This window comes from Bartonella sp. AA23NXGY, from assembly GCF_042197165.1.
In the GTDB taxonomy this organism is placed as follows: domain Bacteria; phylum Pseudomonadota; class Alphaproteobacteria; order Rhizobiales; family Rhizobiaceae; genus Bartonella.
Genome location: NZ_JBHIRO010000018.1, coordinates 1 through 24,306 on the forward strand (window position 1 = coordinate 1; position 24,306 = coordinate 24,306).

At 37.4% G+C, this 24,306-nt stretch carries 20 protein-coding genes, 3 tRNA genes and 3 pseudogenes; 13 read left to right on the forward strand and 13 right to left on the reverse strand.

Annotation, left to right across the window (positions count from 1 at the left end):
- The 7 genes and pseudogenes from ACFINY_RS08045 to ACFINY_RS08075 all read right to left on the reverse strand — a co-directional run.
- Nucleotides 1-116, reverse strand: a 116-nt coding sequence (locus ACFINY_RS08045) for a type II toxin-antitoxin system HicB family antitoxin (RefSeq protein ID WP_375700981.1), incomplete at its 3' end; no start/stop codon positions are given.
- On the reverse strand, nt 113-313 hold the full coding sequence (locus ACFINY_RS08050; RefSeq protein ID WP_007553727.1) for a type II toxin-antitoxin system HicA family toxin: 201 nt from the start codon (nt 311-313) through the stop codon (nt 113-115). The genes ACFINY_RS08045 and ACFINY_RS08050, both read right to left, overlap by 4 nt.
- Nucleotides 314-441: 128 nt before the next feature.
- A pseudogene (locus ACFINY_RS08055) lies at nt 442-754 on the reverse strand (hypothetical protein).
- A 171-nt stretch (nt 755-925) separates the two neighbouring features.
- Nucleotides 926-1,219, reverse strand: coding sequence for a hypothetical protein (locus ACFINY_RS08060; protein WP_375612452.1), 294 nt, complete (start codon nt 1,217-1,219; stop codon nt 926-928).
- Nucleotides 1,220-1,223: 4 nt separating this feature from the next.
- A complete protein-coding gene (locus ACFINY_RS08065; protein ID WP_375612451.1) occupies nt 1,224-1,637 on the reverse strand; it encodes a hypothetical protein in 414 nt (137 codons plus the stop codon).
- A gap of 700 nt (nt 1,638-2,337) precedes the next feature.
- Nucleotides 2,338-2,565 (reverse strand): hypothetical protein, encoded by a 228-nt coding sequence (locus tag ACFINY_RS08070; RefSeq protein ID WP_375613726.1) that lies wholly within the window; start codon nt 2,563-2,565, stop codon nt 2,338-2,340.
- A 614-nt stretch (nt 2,566-3,179) separates the two neighbouring features.
- Nucleotides 3,180-3,265, reverse strand: a tRNA-Leu gene (locus tag ACFINY_RS08075).
- Between the two features lie 146 nt (nt 3,266-3,411).
- Between ACFINY_RS08075 and ilvA the strand changes: the two genes are divergently transcribed.
- From ilvA to ACFINY_RS08090, 3 genes are all read left to right on the forward strand, one after another.
- Complete coding sequence (gene ilvA, locus ACFINY_RS08080; protein ID WP_375612449.1) at nt 3,412-4,689, forward strand: threonine ammonia-lyase IlvA; 1,278 nt, start codon at nt 3,412-3,414, stop codon at nt 4,687-4,689.
- A gap of 35 nt (nt 4,690-4,724) precedes the next feature.
- Entirely contained in the window at nt 4,725-5,255 is a 531-nt protein-coding gene (locus tag ACFINY_RS08085) for a hypothetical protein (RefSeq protein WP_375612454.1), read from the forward strand.
- Nucleotides 5,256-5,545: 290 nt separating this feature from the next.
- On the forward strand, nt 5,546-6,928 hold the full coding sequence (locus ACFINY_RS08090) for a DEAD/DEAH box helicase (protein WP_375612448.1): 1,383 nt from the start codon (nt 5,546-5,548) through the stop codon (nt 6,926-6,928).
- 1,408 nt (nt 6,929-8,336) lie between these two features.
- Here the strand turns inward: ACFINY_RS08090 and ACFINY_RS08095 are convergent.
- A tRNA-Asn gene (locus ACFINY_RS08095) sits at nt 8,337-8,411 on the reverse strand.
- A 184-nt stretch (nt 8,412-8,595) separates the two neighbouring features.
- Here ACFINY_RS08095 and ACFINY_RS08100 point away from each other — a divergent pair.
- The 6 genes and pseudogenes from ACFINY_RS08100 to ACFINY_RS08125 all read left to right on the forward strand — a co-directional run bounded on the left by ACFINY_RS08100 (nt 8,596) and on the right by ACFINY_RS08125 (nt 16,424).
- Nucleotides 8,596-8,669 (forward strand) — tRNA-Cys (locus ACFINY_RS08100).
- A gap of 220 nt (nt 8,670-8,889) precedes the next feature.
- Nucleotides 8,890-9,564: a protein-L-isoaspartate O-methyltransferase gene (locus ACFINY_RS08105; protein WP_375612447.1), complete on the forward strand. Its 675-nt coding sequence runs from the start codon at nt 8,890-8,892 to the stop codon at nt 9,562-9,564.
- 66 nt (nt 9,565-9,630) lie between these two features.
- Nucleotides 9,631-10,923, forward strand: coding sequence for a TolC family outer membrane protein (locus ACFINY_RS08110; protein ID WP_375612446.1), 1,293 nt, complete (start codon nt 9,631-9,633; stop codon nt 10,921-10,923).
- 253 nt (nt 10,924-11,176) lie between these two features.
- Nucleotides 11,177-11,731 (forward strand): DUF2497 domain-containing protein, encoded by a 555-nt coding sequence (locus ACFINY_RS08115; protein ID WP_375612445.1) that lies wholly within the window; start codon nt 11,177-11,179, stop codon nt 11,729-11,731.
- A gap of 137 nt (nt 11,732-11,868) precedes the next feature.
- Nucleotides 11,869-14,592 (forward strand): valine--tRNA ligase, encoded by a 2,724-nt coding sequence (locus ACFINY_RS08120; protein WP_375612444.1) that lies wholly within the window; start codon nt 11,869-11,871, stop codon nt 14,590-14,592.
- 1,041 nt (nt 14,593-15,633) lie between these two features.
- A pseudogene (locus ACFINY_RS08125) lies at nt 15,634-16,424 on the forward strand (tetratricopeptide repeat protein).
- 102 nt (nt 16,425-16,526) lie between these two features.
- On the opposite strand, the gene ACFINY_RS08130 reads toward ACFINY_RS08125, so the two are convergent.
- The 5 genes from ACFINY_RS08130 to xth form a co-directional block, all read right to left on the reverse strand.
- On the reverse strand, nt 16,527-17,273 hold the full coding sequence (locus tag ACFINY_RS08130) for an amino acid ABC transporter ATP-binding protein (RefSeq protein WP_273791447.1): 747 nt from the start codon (nt 17,271-17,273) through the stop codon (nt 16,527-16,529).
- Nucleotides 17,274-17,284: 11 nt separating this feature from the next.
- Nucleotides 17,285-18,001: an amino acid ABC transporter permease gene (locus tag ACFINY_RS08135; protein WP_375612443.1), complete on the reverse strand. Its 717-nt coding sequence runs from the start codon at nt 17,999-18,001 to the stop codon at nt 17,285-17,287.
- 2 nt (nt 18,002-18,003) lie between these two features.
- The gene (locus tag ACFINY_RS08140) at nt 18,004-18,756 is read right to left on the reverse strand and encodes an amino acid ABC transporter permease (RefSeq protein ID WP_375612442.1); all 753 of its coding nucleotides are present in this window, start codon (nt 18,754-18,756) and stop codon (nt 18,004-18,006) included.
- 141 nt (nt 18,757-18,897) lie between these two features.
- On the reverse strand, nt 18,898-19,803 hold the full coding sequence (locus ACFINY_RS08145) for a transporter substrate-binding domain-containing protein (RefSeq protein ID WP_375612441.1): 906 nt from the start codon (nt 19,801-19,803) through the stop codon (nt 18,898-18,900).
- Nucleotides 19,804-19,927: 124 nt separating this feature from the next.
- Nucleotides 19,928-20,710 carry an exodeoxyribonuclease III gene (gene xth / locus ACFINY_RS08150; protein WP_375612440.1) on the reverse strand — a complete coding sequence of 261 codons (783 nt, stop codon included), beginning with the start codon at nt 20,708-20,710 and terminating at the stop codon, nt 19,928-19,930.
- A gap of 488 nt (nt 20,711-21,198) precedes the next feature.
- Between xth and rpsL the strand changes: the two genes are divergently transcribed.
- From rpsL to ACFINY_RS08170, 4 genes and pseudogenes are all read left to right on the forward strand, one after another.
- Nucleotides 21,199-21,570 (forward strand): 30S ribosomal protein S12, encoded by a 372-nt coding sequence (gene rpsL, locus ACFINY_RS08155; RefSeq protein ID WP_005773262.1) that lies wholly within the window; start codon nt 21,199-21,201, stop codon nt 21,568-21,570.
- Between the two features lie 18 nt (nt 21,571-21,588).
- Nucleotides 21,589-22,059, forward strand: coding sequence for a 30S ribosomal protein S7 (rpsG, locus tag ACFINY_RS08160; protein WP_273791452.1), 471 nt, complete (start codon nt 21,589-21,591; stop codon nt 22,057-22,059).
- 24 nt (nt 22,060-22,083) lie between these two features.
- On the forward strand, nt 22,084-24,168 hold the full coding sequence (fusA, locus tag ACFINY_RS08165; RefSeq protein WP_375612439.1) for an elongation factor G: 2,085 nt from the start codon (nt 22,084-22,086) through the stop codon (nt 24,166-24,168).
- A gap of 62 nt (nt 24,169-24,230) precedes the next feature.
- A pseudogene (locus tag ACFINY_RS08170) lies at nt 24,231-24,306 on the forward strand (elongation factor Tu); the annotation flags it as partial.

Here is a 24,306-nt window from a genome sequence, read left to right on the forward strand (position 1 = left end):
TTTGCGATTAAATTTTCTTCCTCATCAGCAGCAGAAAAAAGTCCCTCAAAATCAGGAAACTGAACACCAAAAGCAGAATCTTCATCTTTATGAACAAGAGCAAAAAATCTTTTCATTTTTCTTCTCCTTTTTTTAACCAACCTGCTTGTTGTGCGATAGAACGTGCTGTACCAATCGGAAGATTTTTTTTAGGATGTGGAACGATAACAACCTTACCATCTTTTTTTAATTTATGATGAGAACCTTTTACTTTGACAAGTTCAAAGCCATCACGCTTTAATTTTGCAATGATTTTTCGGCTATCTTGTTCCATTCCCTAAACTCATAATGTGTAAATATATACACATTTTAATGATTTTTCATCTGATGTCAATTCTTTTTTAACGGCTAAAATGCTTATGAAGCGCATTTAGAGCAATACGCAATATACTCTGAATAAAGTCAATATTTTTTATCTCTCTGTTGATCTTCGTCTATAAGAGGTTCGTAATTGAGAATGCTTTTCGGAATATCACCACCGTAAACCCATGCTTTTACTTGCGCTTTGGTACTAAAATCCGCATTTTTAGGTGTTTTGTAATACTGATCACCATCAAACTTTTCACACTCTTTTGTACCGTCTTCGTATTCGTAGAGGTTGTAAAAATACTCCTCTATCCCATCCCCCATGGGACATACCCACTGCCGTTGCAACAAACCTCTTTCGCATGGGTTGTTTACGGTTTTTTAAGAATAGATGTTTTAAAATGAACATGCTTTAATCCTAATTTTACAAATTTGTCTATTTGCCTCAAATTTGACCGTACAGAGCGTTTTATATGATAGGTTTTTTATCATAAAATCTTTAAATCACTCTGTACGGTGCCATTTTGTCGATTTAAATGCACATCCAATCACAAAACGATCAGCAATTTTCACTAGTTTGCTAACCTGCAATGTTTTTCACTTGCTTTTCAACCAACGTGAGTGGTCTTGAATTCTCTCTCATTGCCTTTTCTTTCAGCCTTTTTTCACGGGTGTTCAAAACAGCCTGGTGTACAAGATTGGCTTTCGTCAAAAGACTATTTTCCAAATCACGACATAATCTTACTAACTCACGAGTGCTTGGAAAAAACGTATCCGATAAACCTTCTAACTCATCGCATAAAATCCGTTTAACCGTTTTTATGAGTGACCACGCAGAAACACTTTCCAAAACCATTCCATAGGTAAGCGCCATACCTTCATGATCTGTCTGTTGCGAAATTTTTAAACCACACCGAAAGCATCCGAATTGCCTTGGTTATGTCCTCTTTACTCACTTTTATTGAAAACAATTCGTGAAGTTGATCACACGCTTCTAAGGCAATCGCTTCCTGCTGTTGTGTCAATGCTTGCCACTTTTCAAAACTAAAGGAAACTCCAGAGTTATCATCTCGTGAATGTGTTTCAAAGTGACCTCGAGGCTCGATATCAAGGATACTGTCTGAGATGCGTTCATCTACACTTTTTTGCCTTTGAGAGTGATTTCCATAGTTTTTTCCGTTCTCTAAATCCTCGATAGCTTTTTGCACCCAGTTGCGCCACATTGCTTTCCAATCCGTTTTGCGTGCATCTTTGCCTGTTCTAGCTTTCCAAAAATCTCGAAATTTTGCCATTTCGGCTTTGATACGCTCTGGAGGAAATCCCTCTTCGATTGCGAAATCATAAACAGGTTCGAAATCATCAGGGGTACGACAGCCACTGTCATTTCTAACCCGTTTAGCTTTTTTCGTAATGTTCTCTTGCTCGTGAATGAAAGGTTGGTTTTCTACACCCGTTTCGATTTGCTCTGATGTGGTCTCAACAGCAGCAACCTATGTTGGTTCGTCAACCTGTTCGTTTGTTTCTAAATTTTCAGAAGCAGTTTTTTTGCTAAAATGATAGTTTTAGTTTATATATATTCTTATTCTGGTTCTTTATAGCTTGATTTTGCTTAGCGTTTGCTTCAGCAAAATCATTAAAATGTTTTTTATAGCGTTTTTTATTGTACACCTTTTTTCAAGCCTCACTATGAATTTGCGATATGGGCGCTTTTTTATCAGTAAAATCTTTTAGCTCTTCTTCAATGCGCGTATTCGACAAACCATTATCTTTCTCAAGAAATTTACCATTCTTTATGAGATATTCGACAATAGTTGCAAACTTTTTTGCGAGCAATTGTAAGCGCGGGCAAGCATTTCAAAATCTGTTTTAATTGGTGCTTTTTTGTCATATATGCGAATGAAAAGCGTTATATAAATGCCCCTTTGTTCTCATGTCATTCCATCTATCTCACTGTTCCAGTCATTCAAAAGGAATCTTATCCATGGTATTGCATTAGACATGCGCATTCCCTTCTTTAACTAAATATAAAATTGCTAAAGCATTTGCTTCGTTGTCATCTTTTGGATTGTATTCTTTTGCACACACCGTCTTAATCATCTTTTCTTGTGAGGCATTGACTTTATCTGTTGTGATCTTCATTTTTGTAAGCCATTGCTGAAAACGCAAATAGCGCCTACTATCGCCTTGAAAACGAAAAAATTCAAAATTGACAAGTGCCACTTGTTATACTGCTGTCTACACGAGAAATCGCCCAGCCTGTCTTAGATCTAGATCAAGGCAGAGAACGGTTTGTGTATTGATGATCATCTTCCCCCATGAAGGCTGTTGCGTATTTATATGTGCGCTATGACAGAGCGTGTTGTGATTGCCTGTCTTGAAAAAATGGTCGTGAGAAAGTACTTGAAACTACTTTTGGGCCAATTTTTTACTGCCATTCGAGGAAAAATAATCTTAGAAGCAGTTGATTTTCGAATTAACTCTTCTTGTTTTTGAATCACATCTTTTTGTGCACGTATTATTTCAGCTTCTTTATCTATTATTTTGTCTTTTGCATCTATCTCTTTTCTGAGCTTTTGCGTCGTTTTACAAGAGTCATGAAGGGTATAAGCCAATCCCAAATTAGCAATATTGATTGCCTCTCCATCCTATAAAGACGAGGAGGAGGTCAAAGTGCTAAAAAGGTACCTCAAAAAGCAGCAATGATTCGTATTTTAGTACCACCGCGGTGCCGTCTTATAGCGTTATAATAAAGTTACGAAAGGTGGTTTAGAAGGTGCTTTAATTTTTTTTGATTTTTAATAAATCATTGGAAAATAAGAGAGATTAAGATAATCTGGTGCGGACGGCGGGACTTGAACCCGCAAGGTCTTCGACCGGCAGATTTTAAGTCTGCTATGTTTACCGTTTTCATCACGTCCGCGATGTGATTTCTCTCATAAGCTATATCTTTTATTGAATCAAGAATTAATGACAAAAGAAACATTTTTCATTTTTTAGTGAAATTTTGACTGACAATAGTTTCCTTTATCGATAGAAAAAGCTTTTATAATGTAAATAAAGTATGAAATGATTAGTGTTATGAGTCAATTTATTCAAGACGTCACAAAAGCTATGGTGGGATTGCATCACGTGTTTGCTGAAACACCACTTCAAAGAAATGATTTTCTTAGTCAAAAGTATGATGCAGAAATTTATTTAAAGCGTGAAGATTTAACACCGGTGCGGTCTTATAAGATTCGTGGTGCTTTCAATTTTGTTTCAGAAATGCTTAGCTGTATATCACCAGATTCTGCATTTGTTTGTGCTTCAGCGGGGAATCACGCGCAAGGGGTTTCTTTTGTTTGTCGTTATTTTAAACGTAAAGGCGTGATTTTCATGCCTATGACAACGCCACAACAAAAAATTGAAAAAACACGTATTTTTGGTAAAGAATTCATTGATATTCGTTTGGTTGGTGAAACATTTGATCAATGTTATGAAGCTGCGCAATCCTTTGTCGTAGAGAGCGGTGGTGTAATGGCTCCACCTTTCGATGATATTCGCATTATTACAGGGCAGGCAACAGTGCTTTGTGAAGCAGCTTTACAATGGAAAAAACTCAATGGAGAAAGTGAGCCAGATTTGATGATTGTGCCGGTAGGGGGTGGTGGTTTGGCAAGTGGAGTGAGCAAGTTTTTACATGAATATGGTTGGAAAACAAAGCTTCGTTTTGTTGAGCCGCAAAGAGCTGCAAGTTTGCTTGCTTGTTTGGAGAGTGGAAAACGCGTCAAGCTTGAAAGCATTGACACTTTTGTAGATGGTGCTGCTGTGGCTGAAATTGGTGCTCTAAACTATACAATTCTAAAGCAATTTCCCCCTGATTCTGTCATTACGGTTCCTGAAAACCGCGTTTGTTCTACGATGGTTGAAATGCTTAATGTTGAAGGTGTGGTTCTTGAACCGGCTGGTGCTTTATCGATTGATGCGCTTAACAGTATTCCTCCTCAAGAGTTAAAGGGGAAAAAAATTCTTCTCGTTATTTCAGGAGGTAATTTTGATTTTGAGCGTTTGCCAGAAATTAAAGAGCGTTCTTTACGTTTCCAAGGGTTGAGAAAATATTTTATTTTTAGTTTTCCGCAACATCCTGGTGCATTGCGTCATTTTCTTTCCACATTATCACCAGATGATGATATCGTACGTTTTGAATATCTTAAAAAGTCAGCGAGAAACTTTGGTTCTGTATTGGTTGCGATTGAAACAAAAAAATACGGTAATTTTTGTCTTTTAGAGGAAAAATTTCAAGCGTTAGGTTGGCGTTATCGTGATATTACTGATGATCAAACGTTATTTGATTTTGTTATTTGAGAAACTAAAATTTTACTAAAACAAGAAGTATAATGATGAGACCTATTTTTTATTCGGTGCTGAGTCTATTTTTCTTTTTGATTGTTAATCAACAGAGTTTAGCATCTCAGCCAACAATAGTACAAAAAGATGAACTTTCAAGAGTCGTTGTTGATGTCAATAATGCTATAAAAAATGGGGATTTTATGCCCATTTCTCGTTATATGCCTGAGCGGCTTTATAAAGAGATGGCACATCGATTGAATACAACAGAGAGTGCTTTACGTAGTGATTTTCTTCAACAGTTGCATAAGAAATTTGAGGGGGTGCCTTCTGGTGCTTATTATTTAGATAAAGAAAATATAGAGTATTTACAAACTGATAACGGTACTTTGTATGCTTTAATTCCAACAGTTCTTGAGATGAAAGATCGCATCATTCAATATAAAACTTTGGCGATTTTTGATAAAACACAATGGTATTTAATTTATGGCGGTCAAAAAACTTTACAAAATCCAGTTTTTCTCGAGATTTATCCTGATTTTATCAAGGTACATTTACCGATGGACACAATCATCAAAAAGTAAACGATTTAAATATTGTTTTTATTCATGATAAATGTATTTCGTAAAGTTCTTGCTTTTTTATCATAATCCAAAGATAATAGAGATGAAGGCATTTAGGCTGGTTTGTTGGCTTTTTGTAAAGTGAAGTTTATACGCCTTTATCTTGATTTCAAGGTGTTCATGAGTTGCGCAAGCCGCTTTTTAGGCGTTGCTTCATTTAAAATGTCAGGGATTTCTCTTGCGCGGATTCTTGAGTGGAGAGTTCAGATGGTTACTTCTTTTGAGTTCTTCAGCTAAGGAAAGATTTTATTTTGCCTATAAAAGAAGAAAATGTTTTTACAAAGTTAGGTTTGCCTACTCTTTTGATTAAAAATTTACTCATTGCTGGGATGAGTAAACCTAAACCTATACAAGAACAAGCTATTCCAGTTATGTTGAAAGGACACGATATTTTAGGTGTTGCTCAGACAGGTTCTGGAAAAACCTTGGCATTTAGTTTGCCTATTTTAAGTCAGATTTTGGCTTTAGGTGATAAACGCTGCCCTAAAACTGCACGCGCTTTGATTTTAGCTCCAACGCGTGAACTTGCTGTGCAGATTGATGAAACGATTCGCACTACGGCGAAAGGAGCACATCTTTCAACATGTCTTATTTTTGGGGGCGTATCACGTTTAAAACAAATTAAACGTATGGAAGCAGGTGTGGATGTTTTGATAGCGACTCCAGGGCGTTTGAGAGATCTTGTTCGTGAAAAGTGTGTTGATCTTTCCCAATCTCGTTTTTTGATTTTGGATGAAGCAGATCGTATGTTGGATATGGGTTTTATTCATGATGTTAAGCAAATTGCAAAGCTTTTGCATCAAGAGCGTCAGACAGCACTCTTTTCTGCAACAATGCCGAGGGAAATTGCTGTGCTTGCAAAATGTTTACTCAATGATCCGGTTAAAATTGAAGTTGTTCCTCAAGGTACTACGGCTGTAGAGATTTGCCAAAAATTATATTGTGTTCCTACGAATGAAAAAAAGAATGTTTTAAGTAAACTTTTGACAAATCCAGCTTTTGATTCGGTTATTGTTTTTACTCGAACTAAACATGGGGCAGATGCTGTCACACGTAGTTTAGAAAAGGTAGGATATTTAGTCGCAACAATTCATGGAAATAAATCACAAGGTGCTCGCCAGTCTGCTTTAAAAGCTTTTCGTGAAAGATCTGTGCAGATCCTAGTGGCAACAGATATTGCTGCACGCGGTATTGATATACCAGGGATAAGCCACGTTATTAATTACGACTTACCAGATGAAGCTGAAAGTTATGTACATCGTATTGGTCGTACAGGACGTAATGGCGCATCTGGTGTAGCACTTACGCTTTTTGATGAGAAGGTAGAAAGGTCCCGCCTGTGTGCTATAGAGCGCTTGATTCGTATGAAATTGGTGGCTGAGGCTGTTCCAGAACAATTTGCAGCGTTTCCAGAAAAGCCAATTGTACGAGAAAGTAAAGAAAAAGAAAACGATAAGGAACGCCGTTTTAAAAAATCTAAACGCCAAAAACAGTTTTTAGGTCGAAAAGATGATACCGCACAGTTGCAGCGGAAGAATTCTTCACCTCAAAATGAGAGGTATAAAAAAGCAAAAACAGTAGTAAAGCGTGCAAAGCCTCTTCGTTTTCGAAAATCAGTTAAGAGGGCTGCTTAGATAAAGTCTTGAAAAAAGATCATGTACTGGAGATTTTTTACTTTTGTTGATTTATTCTCAATTGAAAAGAGCTATAAAATACTCTTGTCAAAGTAAGAAGATCCTTTAGAGGTTTTCATTTTTTAGAAATGAAAACTTCTAACTTTTTGGATTTATTAAAAATCTTTATTGTAGAGGCAATTATTTATTTGCTTTATTCCTATTTTTTTAAATGGGAATAAAAGTAGATTTTATTTATATAAAACTATTTTTATAAAGGATGTGTTTTATCTTTAATGATAACTTTTAATTTTTAAAATTGATGTCTAATAATAACTCATTGTTTTATATATTGAATAATTCATTATATCGTATTTTTTTCATTTTGAAGTTATTTATGCGGATCAATCAAAAGTATTCGCTTGCACGTTATGTGTGAAGTTGTCATATAGATAATCATTTGAAAAATAAATAAAATAATTTTTATAAACTCTTTCCAAGGCAATGGGGATTGCTGAGATTGAGAGTTGGAAAATAGTACGATGGTATGGCTTTTATTATAAATAAAGATGGGGCTGATCAATCGATTTCATTTTATACCATTTACGGGGGTGTCATTGTGAAAGAGTCCTGGCGGATTTAAGAGATATCTCTTTAAAAAAGCATGTGACTGCATAATACAATAGCGAGAATGTCATGATTTCTGAAGGCTTTCCCAGGATTCTTAACAATTTAGCTCGTTATCTTGGTTTTTACTGTAAAACTATTATTTGGGGGATATAAAGCCTATAAGATTTTATGTATTAAATGTTTTATGACAGTGTGGTGAACAAGGCAAGGTTGTTTGTAAAGCGTTGAAGTGGTTAGCAGGAGAAATAACCTGTTAGATAAGACCTCGGAGTGTTTACAGACTTGTTTTATGTTTTTTTGCTTTTAGGATGGGGAGGAGGTTATGTGGGGTGTATGGAGATAATATATGACCTTGATTGTTGTTTCTTTCATTTTTCAAAATGATTGCTTCATGAGCAGGTTTTTAAGTTTAATTCCTTTATTGAGTACAAATCATTCTTTCTTTGGGAAAAAATATATGAGACCGATTCATTGCTGATGGAGCTTAATAATTCATCTCTGATGAAAGAAATCGTAATTTATAATGTGCAAATAATTGCAGTGTCCTCTTATAAAGGCGCGGTAGTTTGAAAAAAGTATTTAAAATGAATCAATCGCTTTTTGCGTTCATTGCAAAAAACACATCCCGTAGGATATTGCGTTTCTACTTTATTGCAAAAATCCTATTCCATTACTTTTATTAACGAATCCCTCATGTCTAAAAACTTTAGAAAAAAAATAAATTGGTACAAAACCTAGTGGCAAATTATACAAAACCTGCTGGCAAGCTACAAATAAACTACGTGGAATAAAAGAAAAGTGGCTCCCCGGGCCGGATTCGAACCAGCGACCAACCGGTTAACAGCCGGTTGCTCTACCGCTGAGCTACCGGGGAACGGTGCCCAATCATCTCGTTGAAAAGGCTATAGCAAAGCAATACTGATTTGCAAAGGATAAAATTACTTTTTTTAAAAAAATATGATAAATTGTGTAATAAGAGGAAAAAAGGCGAGAGAAGATTTCTACACCTTGACGGATGCGTTGCCTTCCCTTATTGAGACCTTTATGTTTGTTGACGAGGCCTCGTGGCGGAATGGTTACGCAGAGGACTGCAAATCCTTGTATCCCGGTTCGATTCCGGGCGAGGCCTCCAGCCGATTTTAAACGAAACGGCTTTTAAGGGAGATGAGGTATAGGAAAATAGATTATTTCCCTCTATTCTTGTGAAGACACTTTTGTATGAGAGATTATACAGTTAAAATCTAATTGTTGACTGTAGCATCCTTTTTTGTAACGCCCATAGTTTAAGAGATCTTTATCCCTTATTGTCGCTGTTTTGTTTGTTTTTTGTAGGTTAGGAGAAAATATTCGTTATGGTTGCAGATTTTGCTGAGCTTCGTCGCAAAATGGTTGACAATCAAATTCGTACAGTCGATGTAACGGATTTATCAGTTCTTGAAGCCTTTTTAACGGTGTCTCGTGAAGATTTTGTATCGGAAGATATGAAAGTGTTAAGTTATCTTGATACCGATATTGTTCTATGTCCAGAGCAAGATGGGATTCCTGCACGCTATTTGATGAAACCTGCATCTCTAGCGAAATTACTACAGCTTGCCGCTTTAAAATCATCAGATGTTGTTTTAGATATTGGTGCAAATAGTGGTTATTGTGCAGCGTTGCTTGCAAAACTTGCAGGGTCTGTGATTGCGCTGGAAAGTAATAAATCTCTCTTTGAATGTGCTCTTGAAGCTTTAGAACGTAATCAATGTGATAATGTGGTTGTCGTTCATGGTCCATTAGAGCAAGGATATGCTGTTGAGGGACCTTATGACGTGATTTTCATTGAGGGATCTGTTGATTTTATTCCTCAAGGTATCTTTGATCAAATGAAAGACTGTGGACGTCTTGTGGTGGTTGAAGGGTATGGAAATGCTGCTGTTGCACAAATCTATATAAAAGAAGATGGGATCATCTCGGCTCGTCGTGCTTTTAATCTCGCTGTAAAGCCTCTTCCTTGTTTTTTCAAAACACTTGGTTTTGTGTTTTAGTGCTTGTTTGTTTTGTGAATAAAAGATAATTTTGTAATTTATTTGGGGTTTGTTATTGTGTGTATTATGTTTAGAGTAAACAAGAAGTTTCAGGCGTGTTTATTGCTGGTGTTGAGTGTTTTACTATCAGAGACTGTTTGTGCTGAAACATTGATGGATGCCTTTTCTAAGGCTTATAAATATAATGCTAAGTTGAATAGTGAACGTGCAGCTGTGCGTATATCCAGTGATGATGTTGTCATTGCGCGATCGGGGCTATTGCCACAAGTTGAGGGGGTTGGGAACTATGGGCGCAATAAGTCTTTTACAGGTCCTTATGTCACTTCTGGATCTATAGGAGTGAGATTAAATCAAAGATTATTTGATGGTTTTATCACGCAAAATATCTTTTCTTCAGCTCAAGTTAAGTTGCAGGCTCAGCGTGAATATCTTCGTAATGTTGAACAAAATACGTTTCTAGAGGCGGTGACCGCTTATGCTAATGTCTATCACGCACGTCGTGTTGCCGATCTTCGGAGAGAAAATTTGGCAGCTCTTGAGGAACAAGTTCGTTCTAATAAAGCAAAATTTGATGTGGGTGAAGGAGGGCATGTTGATCTTGCTCAAGCTCAAGCTGCACGTTCCGTGGCGGTTTCAGAGCTGAGTCTTGCTCGTTCTGATGTAAAAGCAGCAGAGGCAGTGTATCGACAAGTTATTGGTTCTGATCCTGAAAAGTTAAAACGCCCACCTCTAGCCAAAGATTTTCCCGTCAACCTTGATATGGCTTACCAAATGAGCGTTGTGATGCATCCAGCAATCCTTTATGCTAAATATTTAGTTGATGCGAGTGCTTATAATGTAAAGGCGAAAGAAGGGGCATTGCTCCCTAAAGTTGATTTTTCTGCAACAGCATCTTATAATCGAATCTACAGCGGGGTTGGAGAAGATGGCGTTTCTAAATCTGTAGGGTTGTCAGTAAGTGTCCCAATCTTTGAAGGAGGGCGTACATCTGCGCAAATTCGCCAATCAAGGGAACAGCTTGGACAGGCGCAGCTTCAACTCGATTTGGCGCATAGTAATACGAGGCAAGCACTGACTTCTGCTTGGTTTCAGTTGGAGGGCGCACGCTCATCTGTGGTTGCTTACCGTGAAAGTGTTCGTGCTGCTGAAATTGCTCTGAAAGGTCGTGTTCAAGAAAATCGCGTAGGGCAAGCAACGACGCTGGATGTTTTAAATTCTCGTACTCTATTGATTAATGCTCAGATTGCGCTTGCAATGGCAGAGCGTAATGCTGTTGTGGCGAGCTATAGTGTTCAATCTTCTATTGGTAAATTGACTGCAAGTTATTTAGGTTTAAAAACAATTAAATATATCCGATAATACATAAAAGTATCTCTTTGAATCTTATTAAATTATTTTAGTTTTTAAAAGATTAGTAAATCAACAGTTGAATATGTTGAAAGATATTGCGGCGAGATATTATTTTTACTAAGTGTAGAAAACTGTGTGTAGCGCCCTCTTTATGACAAGCATATTTGAAAATATCGTAGGAGGCATGTTGATCTTATAATTCTTTTGCATACACTGAAAATGTGATTCTATTTGTTGTTGCGTCTTTGAGAGGTTGTAAAGTATGGTACAGAGTTCAAGCGTGTTACGTGAGCCAAGTATGGATGAAATTTTAACATCTATTCGTGAAATAATCGAAGAAAATGCGGTTCAATCTGATCACTTTTTAAATGAAGATGTTGCAGTGAATGCTTCAGAAGTGGCATCCGAGGGTATTTATGATACAACCTTATCGGTTGATGATGCTATGAAAGCTTTAGCTGATCGTATTGGTCTTTCTTCTGAAAATCAAGGAGGGAAGATAACGCAAGAGAAAGAGGATATAGAGGCAGAAAATAATACAGTTGGTATGGATATGCAAAAGATGAAGCTTTCTTCTGAAGAACGGAATTCTGTTTATAAAGCAAAAGAATATGAAGATGAGATAAGGAAATCACAGTCAGACGCTGGAAGGGATGGTCATGTGGAATTGTCTGCATATTGTATTTCTTCTGCAGAAAAGATTGCAAAGGATGTGTTGCGTCCGGCTATAGCAGAATGGTTACAGTCTAAATTGCCTATTTTGCTGGAAGATATTTTGCGTGAAGAGATTGTGAAGGCGATTAAAAAATCGTCTTAATTATTTTTATGTTTTTCATTTTATGGGGATTTTGTTTGCGATTTTGCGAGCTCTCTAGTGAATGGCTGAGATTCACGAGATTCTGATCAGGTTTTGATCGTATATTGTGTTTTTCAGCGGCGTTATGGATGGATAGAATGTTAGAAAAAAACTATGATGCTTCCTCTATAGAGCAACGGGTTGCAAAGAGATGGGAGACTCGTGGGGCTTTTAAAGCGGGAGCTGGTTCTAAAAGCGATGCAGAACCTTTTTGCGTTATGCTTCCACCTCCTAATGTTACAGGCTCACTTCATATGGGGCATGCGCTCAATACGACAATTCAAGATATAATAGTTAGATTTCAGCGGATGCGTGGCAAAAATGTGTTGTGGCAGCCTGGTATGGATCATGCTGGGATTGCTACGCAAATGGTTGTGGAACGTCAACTTGCAGAACGTCAAGAGCCAACGCGTCAAGAAATGGGGAGAGAAAAGTTTATTGAGCGTATTTGGGAATGGCGTTATGAAACTGGAGGCGTTATTGCAAACCAGTTGCGTCGCCTTGGGGTTTCATGTGATTGGTCGCGTGAGCGGTTTACAATGGATGAGGGGTTGTCGCAGGCGGTTCGTGAAGTCTTTGTCACGCTTTATAAGCAAGGGTTGATATATAGGGATAAGCGCCTCGTCAATTGGGATCCTAAATTGTTGACAGCTATTTCAGATCTTGAAGTTGAGCAAAAAGAAGTTCAAGGACATTTGTGGCACTTTAGATATCCACTTGAAGGTAAAATTTTTGATCCAAATGATGCGACAACTTATATAACAGTGGCGACAACACGACCAGAAACAATGCTTGGTGATACAGGAATTGCTGTTAATCCTGAAGATGAGCGTTATAAAAATCTTATCGGTAAAAATGCTCTTTTGCCGCTTGTTGGTCGTAGGTTATTAATTGTTGGTGATAGCCATGCTGATCCTGAGGCTGGAAGTGGTGCTGTAAAAATCACACCGGCTCATGACTTTAATGACTTTGAAGTAGGACAGCGTAATCATTTACGCTTGATCAATATTTTTACCCAGCAAGCCGAGATTTTTCTTCGTGAAAATGAAGCATTTTTCGATGGTTTGATTTTATCAGATGAATTAAAAATGTTAGTAGAAAATCTCGATAAATCTGATCGTTTTGTTGCTCGCCAGAAGATTGTTTCTTTGATGGAAGAACAGGGATATTTAGCTTCTGTTGATGATCATACCCATATGGTTCCTCATGGAGATCGCAGTGGTGTCCCTATTGAGCCTTTTTTGACAGATCAATGGTATGTTCATGCTGCTGAATTAGCAAAGCCAGCGATAGAGGCTGTTCAACAAGGCAAAACGCAGTTCGTTCCAGATAACTGGAAAAAGACGTACTTCAATTGGATGGAAAATATTCAACCTTGGTGCATTTCTCGCCAATTATGGTGGGGACATCAGATTCCTGCTTGGTATGGTCCTGATGGAACGGTTTTTGTTGAAAAAAGTGAAAAAGAGGCTTTAGATTCAGCTTTTGCTCATTATGGTGAGGTTGTTGAATTAATCCGTGATCCGGATGTTTTAGATACTTGGTTTTCATCAGCTCTTTGGCCTTTTTCAACATTAGGATGGCCAAATAAAACGACTGAATTATCTACTTTTTACCCAACATCTTTATCTGTGACAGGATTTGATATTATTTTTTTCTGGGTTGCTCGTATGATGATGATGGGACTTCACTTTATGGGTGACGTTCCTTTCCCAACGGTTTATGTGCATGCTCTTGTACGGGATCAAAAGGGTGCAAAGATGTCAAAATCAAAGGGAAATATTATTGATCCCTTAGAGCTTATTGATCAATATAGTGCTGATGCACTTCGGTTTACTTTAGCTATTATGGCAGCACAAGGTCGTGATGTAAAACTTGATGTTTCCCGTATTGCTGGTTATCGTAATTTTGCTACGAAATTGTGGAATGCTACCCGATTTGCACAGATGAATGGTGTGAAGCATGATCCAGCTTTTAAACCAGAACAAGCAAAATTGGCGCTTAATCGTTGGATTTTAACAGAGTTATCTAAAACAATTTCAGCAGTTACGACTGGTATTGAACACTATAAATTTAATGAGTCTGCTGCCACTCTTTACCGTTTCATTTGGAATACATTATGTGATTGGTATTTGGAGCTTCTCAAACCTATTTTTCAGGGGGAAAATGAAGATGCTAAAAATGAGGCTCAAGCTTGTACTGCTTGGGTTTTAGATGAAGTTTATAAACTTCTTCATCCTTTTATGCCTTATATGACGGAAGAGTTGTGGTCTCTTACAGAAACGCAAGCCATCAAGCGTGAGGATATGCTCGCATTGACAAAATGGCCAGAGGAAACATTGATAGATGAAGAAGCTGCTGATGATATTAATTGGCTTATTGATGTCGTCACAGGGATTCGCTCTGTACGTTTTGAAATGAATATTCCAGTGGCTACACAAGCACCTCTTGTTGTTGTCGAAGGAGGGGAAATAACGCGAGAGCGTGTGAAGCGTTATGATGCACTTCTTAAAAAATTAGCGCGTATTGAAGTTATTGATTTCTCTGATAAAGTTCCGGAAGTATCAGCACAAATGATTTTGGGAGAGGCTGTTTTTTGTTTACCATTAGGACAGTTGATTGATTTGGAGGCTGAACGTGTTCGTTTGAGGAAGGATGTCAGTAAAATTGAACAAGATATTGAAAAAATATCGCTTAAGTTAAACAACCCCCAATTTATAGCAAATGCAAAAGCAGAAATTGTTGAGCGTGAGCGGAATAGGGTTGTAGAACTGCGTGCAGCGCAGAAAAAAATATTTGTTGCTTTAGAGCGGTTAGATTGATTTCAACTTTTTATTTTTTTTGATAGATAATTGCATACCAGTAGGGCTAGTATAGATCTTCTTTAAAAGGAAATTTTTTCTTTTGTTAGTTTTTCATGAACGATCATAAAATCTCTACTGAAATCCATTGTTTTATGTTTATCATTAAAGAGACATCTTTTAAGGCATCCAAGCTTATTCCACGACGTAGATCATGAATGGTATAACGGTAAATCCATTGAGCTTCCCTTCTTTATGCTTGTGAAGTAACAAGCGCTGGGGGCACCATTCTGTCCAATATCCGGACAACCCTTAGCTCAAACCGTTCGTAAGAGGCATTTTTAGTTCTTTCTTACACAGAGTTTTTATCCACATAGCTCTCTCTACTTGTAATGTGCAAGCGGATGGTTTTGATTGATTTAACATGGAACAGGTTTGGAATGAGAGAATCTTACGATATTCGAGGTCCTCATTCAACATGCAAAATGGTAAAGTATCATTATAAATCAATATCTTGTTTTATTTCTGTAAAATATCATCATTTAGAGTAGCAATATAAGGCATGTAAAATTACACATGTGGTATTTTTGTATGTAGTGGTGAGTATTCTGAGGTAGAACTTGTGTGTAAAGTATGAAGTAACCCCATGTGAAATGATGTTAGGTGCAATCCGTTAAACAAAAAGCTGTATTGTTTATAGATTGACGGAGGCAAAAAACTTCATCTTTAAGGTGGTAAGGCAGTCGTGAAGTTATAAGTTAACTATCATCATTATATTTATCCATCTTTCGTATTGTTTTTTATACTCAAACGTTTACCATTCATCATGTATTCTCTTCGTTCTCAAGTTGCTGTTTAATGCACGTTATTCTATTGAACGATTTTTGCTCATACGTATAAAATTTTAAGATCGATAAATCCTATTGGATGGTTTTTATCTATTTGTTTTTTCTTTTAAAATTTTTACTTTAAAATTGCGTATGCTTCTTACTAAGAAAAAGAGTTTAAATATCTACAAAGAAATTTGTAACAGATATAATCATTAAAATTGAGGTAGGGGGAATGGTTAATAGGTTTCAGATATGGAAAAAAGTCACGATTGTTGTGATTTTAGAGGGATTCTTTTCGACTGTTTATGTAATAGATGTCAATAGCTTGCAAGAAGCGAATGATGGTTCGTTTTATTTTTTAAAACGTGGCATGTCTGTTTATAAAAATGGGCATATAACTCAGGCTATTGCAGCATTACGTTGTGCTGCTAAGAGAGGCTATATTGGTGCGAATTGGAAACTTGGCTCTATCTATGCAAACGGTGATGGTGTCCCTAAAAATGATTATAAGGCATATAATTTTTTTGCATATATTGTTGAAAAAGGTGCTGATCTTGGTTTAGAGGATGAAAGTTATGTTTCTGACGCATTGATTAAACTTGCCGGATATATAAAAAGGTATTCCTCAATCACCTGTGAAACCTGATCCTTCTTATGCTTCTCATCTTTATATGCAGGCTGTGGTAAACTATGGAAATCCTAAAGCTCAGTATCATTTAGGAAAAATATTTTTAAAGGGAGAGGGAAGGGAGAAGAATCTTATACAAGCAGCACGATGGTTTAAACTTTCAGCAAAAAAAGGAAATCCTTCTGCCCAAGCAATGCTTGGAAATATACTGCTTAAAGAAAGAAAAATTGTCCGTGGGGCAGCAATGTTAACTGCTGCCTATAAAAAAGCTAACGTATAAAGACAAAAATTGGATTCACCCTTTGCAAGAAGAGGCTTTTGCTCTTTGTAATGAATCTGAGAGACGTACAGCAATTTCACTGGTTGCTGAGATTTTAAAGAATAACAGTTTTTAAACATCTGATTGTAATATTTTTACATTCTCTCATCTTATATTAAACTCTGTTTTCTTGTATACAAGTTCATAGTAAAGATAGCTTTTTTTGATAATCTAACGGCTAATGACTTAGGATTTTAGACAAAAATTCTTGCGTTCTTGGTTTTCTTGCTTGCGGATCAGAAAAGAACTCTTTAGATGAGCAGTCTTCAAGAATTGTTCCTTGATCTATGAAAATAACACGCTCCGAGACTTTTTGTGCAAATCCCATTTCATGGGTTACACAAATCATCGTCATACCTTCTTCTGCTAAGCTAATCATGACATCGAGTACTTCACCTACCATTTCAGGATCTAGAGCAGATGTTGGTTCATCAAAAAGCATGACAAGTGGATCCATAGTTAAAGCACGTGCAATAGCAACACGTTGTTGTTGCCCTCCAGAAAGTTGACCAGGATATTTATCTTTGTGTTCAATGAGTCCAACGCGTTCAAGATATAACAATCCACGTTCAAGTGCTTCTTTTTTGCTTCGTTTTAGGACTTTGATTTGTGCAATTGTCAAATTTTCTGTGACAGATAAATGGGGGAAAAGCTCGAAGTGTTGAAACACCATTCCTACCTGACTTCGCAATTTAGGCAGATTCGTTTTTTTTGAATGAACTGGTATTCCATTAATCCAAATTTCACCTTTTTGAAAAGGGACGAGAGCGTTAATAGTTTTAATGAGTGTTGACTTTCCTGAGCCTGATGGACCACAAACGACAACGACTTCTCCTTTATTAATGTTGGTTGTACAGTTTTTAAGGACTTTAATTTCGCCATACCAATTAGAAACATTTTTTATTTCGATCATATGAGTAGACATTTTTTTTCCTGTTAGCGAATAATGGATACTTTTTTTTGTAAATACAAAACTATTTGTGACAGTGTAAAACAGATAACAAAATAGAAAATAGCTGCTAAGATATAAGCTTCTTGCTTTACACCAAAATTATTAGCAGCAATATCAAAACCATTCAAAAGGCTATGACCACTGATGGCATAAACAAGGGTTGTATCCTGAAAAAGGATAATAACTTGTGTTAAAAAGACTGGAAGCATATCTCTAAAGGCTTGAGGAAGAATGACAATGTACATACTTTGCCAATATGTCATTCCAAGAGCTTGTCCTGCATATTTTTGTCCTTGCGGAACTGAATTGATTCCAGCACGCATAATCTCAGCAAAATAAGCCGTTTCAAATGCGGTAAAGGTAATGAGTGCTGATTTATTTGCACCAATGGATATACCAGTTAAAAAAGGCAGAAGCACGAAAAACCATAAGATAACCATCACAAGTGGTATTGAACGCATAGCTGTTATGTAACTGATTGCAAACCAAGAAAGAAGTTTTATGGAAGAAAGGCGCATCATTGCTAAAAGTGTGCCGAAAACAAACCCCAATACCGTTGCAAAAAGAGTTAGAAAAACGCTAAAGAGTAAACCTGATAAAATGTAAGAACGAAATACATCAAAGGTAAAAAAGGAAAAATCAAAGTCGGAAAAATTGAAAGGAAAATAAAGTCCAAACTGAGAGCTTATGAAATTCACCATATTCAATTTCCCTTTGTTTGAAAATTAGGAATTTTGAGTATTTGTTCAATGACTGTCATCACAATGAATACGAATAAGGCTATTAGAATATAAAGGATCGTAACAAGCAAATAATTTTCGTAAACATGGCTTACTTCTTCAATTGTTTGGTATTGAAATTGCATGAGCTCATTTATTGAAACGGCGAATGCTATAGATGAATTTTTCACAATCCCCATTGCTTCTGAAGTAAGAGGTGGCATAATTGCACGTATAGCACGTGGTAGTATAATATAGCGATAACTTTGATAAGTTGTAAATCCCATTGCCATAGCAGCATAGCGTTGTCCAGAAGGAATCGCTTCAATGCCTGAACGAACCTGTTCAGCAATGCGTGCAGATGTAAAGAATCCCAATGCGCATGTTATTAAGAGAATGGGGGAAAATTTCATCGCTGGTGGATAAATCTTCGGAACAACAAAATACCACAAAAACACTTGTACAAGGAGGGGAATATTACGCATAATCTCTACCCAAATAGTACCGATAGTGCGAAATATATAATTGATTATGGATGTTTTGGGTAAAGTGCGCATTGTTCCTATAATAACACCACACAATACAGCTAATATAAGTGAAGTGATAGACAATATAATTGTATTTTTTAAGCCATCGAGAAGTGTATCTAAATAGGTATGACTTACGCCGGGAGTTCCCAAGCATCCTGTTACCAATGTTTGAGTAAGGTCATCTCTACAAAGGAAAGAAAAGTCCATTAATTGATATTCCCTCAAATTAGTCATTCACAAATAGGACAATAAACCACGCGCATCTACATAGTCCAGATTTATTAAAAAGTGAATTAAAATATAAACCACACTCAATTTCAAAAGAGTGTGGTTCTTCTTTATTAAACTCTATAAATCTTTTTCTGCGTAGCTTTCTCGAGGCTTATTATTTGGGTGATCCCAAGCATATCTTGTTTGTTTTGATAAGGGAAGGTTCATAACAGTGTTAGCAGGTGGGATCGGTTTCATAAACCACTTATTATAAAGCTTTTCCAGTGATTCATCTTTAATCTGACGTACGATACTATCGTTGATTGTTTGTTCAAATTTTTTGTCATTTAATCTGAGCATACAGGCAATAGGTTCGACTGAAAGTACAGTATCAAGAATGACATAATCAGATGGATTCTTTGATTTAGCAATATGTCCAGCAAGAATTGAAGCGTCCATGACAAAAGCATCTGCCTTACCAGATTCTAATAATAAAAAACTATCTCCGTGATCTTTCCCCTTTAAAACTTTAAACTGAATGTTTTTTGCACGTTTATTTTTACGAATAAGTTGAACAGATGTTGTACCGGTGGTCGTTGCAACTGTTTTTCCATTTAAATCCTCAAGAGATTTAATGTTAGAGTTTTTCTTTACAGCAATCCGAACCTCTTCAATGTATGTCGTATAAGCAAATGCTGCTTCTTTACTGCGGGCAATATCATGTGTTGTTGAGCCGCACTCAAAATCATAGGTTTTATTTTTTAAGAGAGGAATTCTATTTTGAGAAGTGATGGGAAGATAATGAACTTTAATTGGTTTACCAATTTTTTTTGAGATATCATCAATGATCCGTTCTGCCATTTCTGTATGAAAACCTACATATTTATTATTACCAAGGGCGTAGGCTAAACCAGATGATTCACGGACACCTAAAGTAATTTCCCCTGTTCGTTTTATTTTTTCAAGAGTATCATGTTCAGCATGCGCGAAACTTGAGAATCCAATGGCCGTTGCTGCAATAAGCATTAATAATGATTTCTTCATTTATGTCCTCCATTCATTTATTTTTATTTTATTTGCTTAAGATATACTGTTTATATGCTGTAGCATAGTTATTATTTTTGAGTAGAATTTTTTTGTTGTCTCATGAAATGAGGATTTTACTTTCTTAATTGATATTAAGGTGAATCCAAACAGGAACGTGGTCGGATGGTTTTTGATATCCCCTTACTTCTGTTTGGCTATGAGCGCAAATTAATTGATCAACAGCTTCTGGTGATAATAATAAATGATCAATGCGAATCCCATTATTCTTAGGCCAGGCACCTGCCTGAAAATCCCAAAAACTGAAGGAGGGAGTATCGGTGACATTCCGGATAGCATCATAAAAACCTAAATGAAGAATACGTTGGAATGCTTTTCTTGTTTCTCGAAGAAATAAGGCATCTTGATACCATTCTTGAGGTTTTTTTGCATCTAATGGAGTGGGGATGACATTATAATCACCTGCTAGAATAAGAGGTTCTTCATACGCAAGCAATGATTTTGCATGTGTATATAATCTTTCCATCCATTCTATCTTATAGGAATATTTTTCACTCTCAACAGGATTCCCATTTGGCAAATAGAGAGATGCAACACGAACAACACCTTTGTTTGTTGAATAAACAGCTTCAATGTAACGTGTTTGTTTATCATTATCATTGCCTGGTAATCGACGGATCACTTCATCTGGTGTTTTTTTAGAGAGAATCGCAACGCCATTAAAACTTTTTTGTCCGTGTGTTTCTATATGGTAACCTAAATTTTCAATTGTATCGCGTGGAAAATTTTCATCAATACTTTTAATTTCCTGTAAACAGACTATGTCCGGTTGGCTTTGCTGCAGCCATTGACATAATGTTTCATGTCGCGCTTTTATTCCAGCAATATTCCACGTTGCTATTTTCATGGTGCTCATCATTAGATATCAAATATGCAATTCAATTTACTGCTATGTTTTACTACAGTCACATCGCTGTTTTTTTGTTTATAGGGGATATTACTATGGTAAATTAATTTATCAAGAGTAGCGGTAAAAGCAAATTTAAAGCTTTAAAATTTAATTTATTTTCATTTTTAAAAACTTTCTGCTGTTTAGTTCTTGACGAATGTACGTGTTCTCGCTATTAGAAATGAACATAACCGATGTGGATGTAATCAGGTGTTTTGGATATGAGCCGGAAAATTATTCACAGGTGTTAAGAAGATTAAAAGCAAATGCTAGTGCAAAAGGCTATTGCCTTCTCTGCTTATGGTCGGGTAAACTGTTTTGTACAGGTATGCCCGATTTTGTGTGTAGACTTAGATATCTGCTCCGATTTTGTTGGGGTGGATAGAAATAAAAATAGAAAAGCCCGATTGGGTGAGACGAATGTAGATCGAAAAGAGGAAGGTTGCATGCCTACCGTAAACCAGTTGATTCGCAAGCCGCGCGTGGCGCCAGTTAAACGTAATAAGGTTCCTGCTCTGCAGTCGAATCCGCAGAAGCGTGGTGTTTGTACGCGTGTTTATACAACAACACCGAAGAAACCTAATTCTGCTCTTCGTAAAGTTGCTAAAATTCGCTTGACGAATGGATTTGAGGTGATTGGTTATATTCCTGGAGAGGGACATAATCTTCAAGAGCACTCTGTTGTAATGATTCGTGGTGGTCGTGTGAAAGATTTGCCAGGAGTTCGTTATCACATTATTCGTGGTTTGCTTGATACGCAGGGTGTCAAGAATCGTAAACAGCGTCGTTCAAAGTATGGCGCGAAGCGTCCAAAATAATATTGAGAGACAAAGCCAATGTCCCGTCGTCATAGAGCAGAAAAGCGTGAGATTAATCCAGATCCAAAATTTGGTGATTTGGTTATTATGAAATTTATGAATGCCATTATGTTTGATGGTAAAAAATCAGTTGCAGAGCGTATTGTTTATGGTGCGCTCGATTCTGTGGAAAAAAGAGTAAAAACAGATCCTGTGGCTCTATTTCATCGAGCTTTAGAGAATGTTGCTCCTCACATTGAGGTTCGTTCACGCCGTGTTGGTGGCGCTACTTATCAAGTTCCGATTGATGTTCGTCCTGATCGTCGTCAGGCTCTTGCTATTCGTTGGTTGATTGCGGCGGCACGTGGTCGGAATGAAACGACGATGGTTGAGCGTTTATCTGGTGAATTGATGGATGCGGCTAATAATCGTGGTTCTGCCGTGAAAAAGCGTGAAGATGTTCATCGTATGGCTGAAGCTAATCGTGCTTTTTCTCACTATCGCTGGTAGAAGTTTTAAACTAAGGCAAATATAATGGCTCGCGAATATAAAATTGAAGATTATCGTAATTTTGGTATTATGGCGCATATTGATGCTGGTAAGACTACGATGACTGAACGTATTCTGTTCTATACCGGTAAGAATCATAAAATTGGCGAGACCCATGATGGTGCTTCTACAATGGATTGGATGGAGCAGGAGCAGGAGCGTGGTATTACGATTACGTCTGCTGCGACAACGACATTTTGGGAAGGGCAAGACGGTCGGAAGCGTCGCTTTAATATTATTGATACGCCAGGGCACGTTGATTTTACGATTGAAGTTGAGCGCTCTTTGCGTGTTCTTGATGGTGCAATAGCCTTGTTGGATGCAAATGCTGGTGTGGAGCCTCAGACGGAAACTGTTTGGCGGCAAGCTGAGAAGTATCGCGTGCCTCGTATGGTTTTTGTTAATAAAATGGACAAAATAGGAGCTGACTTTTATCGTAGTGTGGAGATGGTTGGTTCTCGGTTAGGTGCTAAAGCGCTTGTTTTGCAGTTGCCGATTGGTGCTGAAAATGACTTTGAAGGTGTTGTTGATCTTGTAGAAATGAAGGCTTTAAAGTGGGATGGTTCTATTGGTGCCTCGGCAGTGATAAGTGAAATTCCCTCTGATTTAAAGGAGAAAGCTGAAGAATATCGCGAGAAATTGATTGAGATGGCTGTGGAGGTTGATGAAGCTGCGACAGAGGCTTATTTGGAAGGTGTTATGCCAACCAACGAGCAGCTTGTTTCTCTCATTCGTAGGGGGACAGTAGAAGTTCAGTTTCATCCGGTTCTTTGTGGTACGGCTTTTAAAAACAAGGGGGTGCAGCCACTTTTGGATGCTGTTGTTTCCTATCTTCCTTCTCCAATTGATATTCCGGCGATTAAGGGTATTGATGTAAAGACTGAGGCTGAGACGACACGCGAATCTTCTGATGATGCTCCGTTATCTATGCTTGCTTTTAAAATTATGAATGATCCTTTTGTTGGTTCATTGACGTTCTGTCGTATTTACTCAGGTAAAGTTCAGAAAGGTATTTCTCTTGAGAATACTGTGAAAAAGAAAAAAGAGCGTTTGGGGCGTATGCTTCAAATGCATTCAAATTCTCGTGAGGATATTGAAGAAGCATTTGCTGGTGATATTGTTGCTCTTGCAGGACTTAAGGAGACGACAACAGGGGATACTCTTTGTGATCCTTTGAAGCCTGTTATTTTGGAGAGGATGGAATTTCCAGAGCCTGTTATTGAGATTGCAATTGAACCGAAGACAAAAGCAGATCAAGAAAAAATGGGTATTGCTCTTAACCGTCTAGCAGCCGAAGATCCTTCATTTCGTGTTAAATCGGATGAGGAATCTGGTCAGACTATTATAGCTGGAATGGGTGAGCTTCATCTTGATATTATTGTTGATCGTATGCGGCGTGAGTTTAAGGTTGAAGCAAATGTTGGGCAGCCTCAAGTTGCTTATCGTGAGTCAATTACTAAAATGGCGGAAATTGATTATACGCATAAGAAACAATCGGGTGGTGCAGGTCAATTTGCTCGTGTGAAAATTATTTTTGAGCCTCATGATGGTGATGACTTTATTTTTGAGTCAAAGATTGTTGGTGGTGCTGTTCCTAAAGAATATATTCCTGGTGTCCAAAAAGGGATTGAGAGTGTTATGGGGTCAGGTCCTCTTGCGGGCTTTCCTATGCTTGGTGTAAAAGCGACTCTCATTGATGGTGGTTATCACGATGTTGATTCTTCAGTTTTGGCTTTTGAGATTGCTGCTCGTGCGGCTTTTCGTGATGGGGCAAAGAAGGCTGGTGCACAGCTTCTTGAACCGATCATGAAGGTGGAAGTTGTTACACCAGATGATTATGTTGGTGATGTTATTGGTGATCTCAATTCTCGTCGGGGACAGATTTCAGGAACTGAAGCGCGCGGCATTGCAACGGTTGTGAATGCAATGGTTCCTTTGGCAAATATGTTTGGTTATGTGAATACTCTTCGCTCTATGAGTCAGGGGCGTGCGCAGTATACAATGCAGTTTGATCATTACGAGCCTGTGCCTTCAGCTGTTGCTTTGGAGATTCAAAAGAAATACGCATAATTTCAGGTTGGTAATTAATTTTTAACTTAGTCCTTGGCTTGGACGGAAAATGGAGAGCTCAAATGGCGAAGAGCAAGTTTGAACGAACAAAACCGCATGTTAATATTGGTACGATTGGTCACGTTGATCATGGGAAGA

Bases quoted from the DNA above. Each gene is read 5' to 3' on its own strand.
- rpsG (WP_273791452.1), top strand. From the start codon at position 21,589: ATGTCCCGTCGTCATAGAGCAGAAAAGCGTGAGATTAATCCAGATCCA.
- ilvA (WP_375612449.1), top strand. From the start codon at position 3,412: ATGATTAGTGTTATGAGTCAATTTATTCAAGACGTCACAAAAGCTATG.
- xth (WP_375612440.1), bottom strand. From the start codon at position 20,710: ATGAAAATAGCAACGTGGAATATTGCTGGAATAAAAGCGCGACATGAA.
- ACFINY_RS08135 (WP_375612443.1), bottom strand. From the start codon at position 18,001: ATGGTGAATTTCATAAGCTCTCAGTTTGGACTTTATTTTCCTTTCAAT.
- ACFINY_RS08120 (WP_375612444.1), top strand. From the start codon at position 11,869: ATGTTAGAAAAAAACTATGATGCTTCCTCTATAGAGCAACGGGTTGCA.
- ACFINY_RS08060 (WP_375612452.1), bottom strand. From the start codon at position 1,219: ATGGCGCTTACCTATGGAATGGTTTTGGAAAGTGTTTCTGCGTGGTCA.
- ACFINY_RS08140 (WP_375612442.1), bottom strand. From the start codon at position 18,756: ATGGACTTTTCTTTCCTTTGTAGAGATGACCTTACTCAAACATTGGTA.
- fusA (WP_375612439.1), top strand. From the start codon at position 22,084: ATGGCTCGCGAATATAAAATTGAAGATTATCGTAATTTTGGTATTATG.
- ACFINY_RS08115 (WP_375612445.1), top strand. From the start codon at position 11,177: ATGGTACAGAGTTCAAGCGTGTTACGTGAGCCAAGTATGGATGAAATT.
- ACFINY_RS08145 (WP_375612441.1), bottom strand. From the start codon at position 19,803: ATGAAGAAATCATTATTAATGCTTATTGCAGCAACGGCCATTGGATTC.
- rpsL (WP_005773262.1), top strand. From the start codon at position 21,199: ATGCCTACCGTAAACCAGTTGATTCGCAAGCCGCGCGTGGCGCCAGTT.
- ACFINY_RS08085 (WP_375612454.1), top strand. From the start codon at position 4,725: ATGAGACCTATTTTTTATTCGGTGCTGAGTCTATTTTTCTTTTTGATT.
- ACFINY_RS08050 (WP_007553727.1), bottom strand. From the start codon at position 313: ATGGAACAAGATAGCCGAAAAATCATTGCAAAATTAAAGCGTGATGGC.
- ACFINY_RS08130 (WP_273791447.1), bottom strand. From the start codon at position 17,273: ATGTCTACTCATATGATCGAAATAAAAAATGTTTCTAATTGGTATGGC.
- ACFINY_RS08110 (WP_375612446.1), top strand. From the start codon at position 9,631: ATGTTTAGAGTAAACAAGAAGTTTCAGGCGTGTTTATTGCTGGTGTTG.
- ACFINY_RS08065 (WP_375612451.1), bottom strand. From the start codon at position 1,637: ATGGCAAAATTTCGAGATTTTTGGAAAGCTAGAACAGGCAAAGATGCA.
- ACFINY_RS08105 (WP_375612447.1), top strand. From the start codon at position 8,890: ATGGTTGCAGATTTTGCTGAGCTTCGTCGCAAAATGGTTGACAATCAA.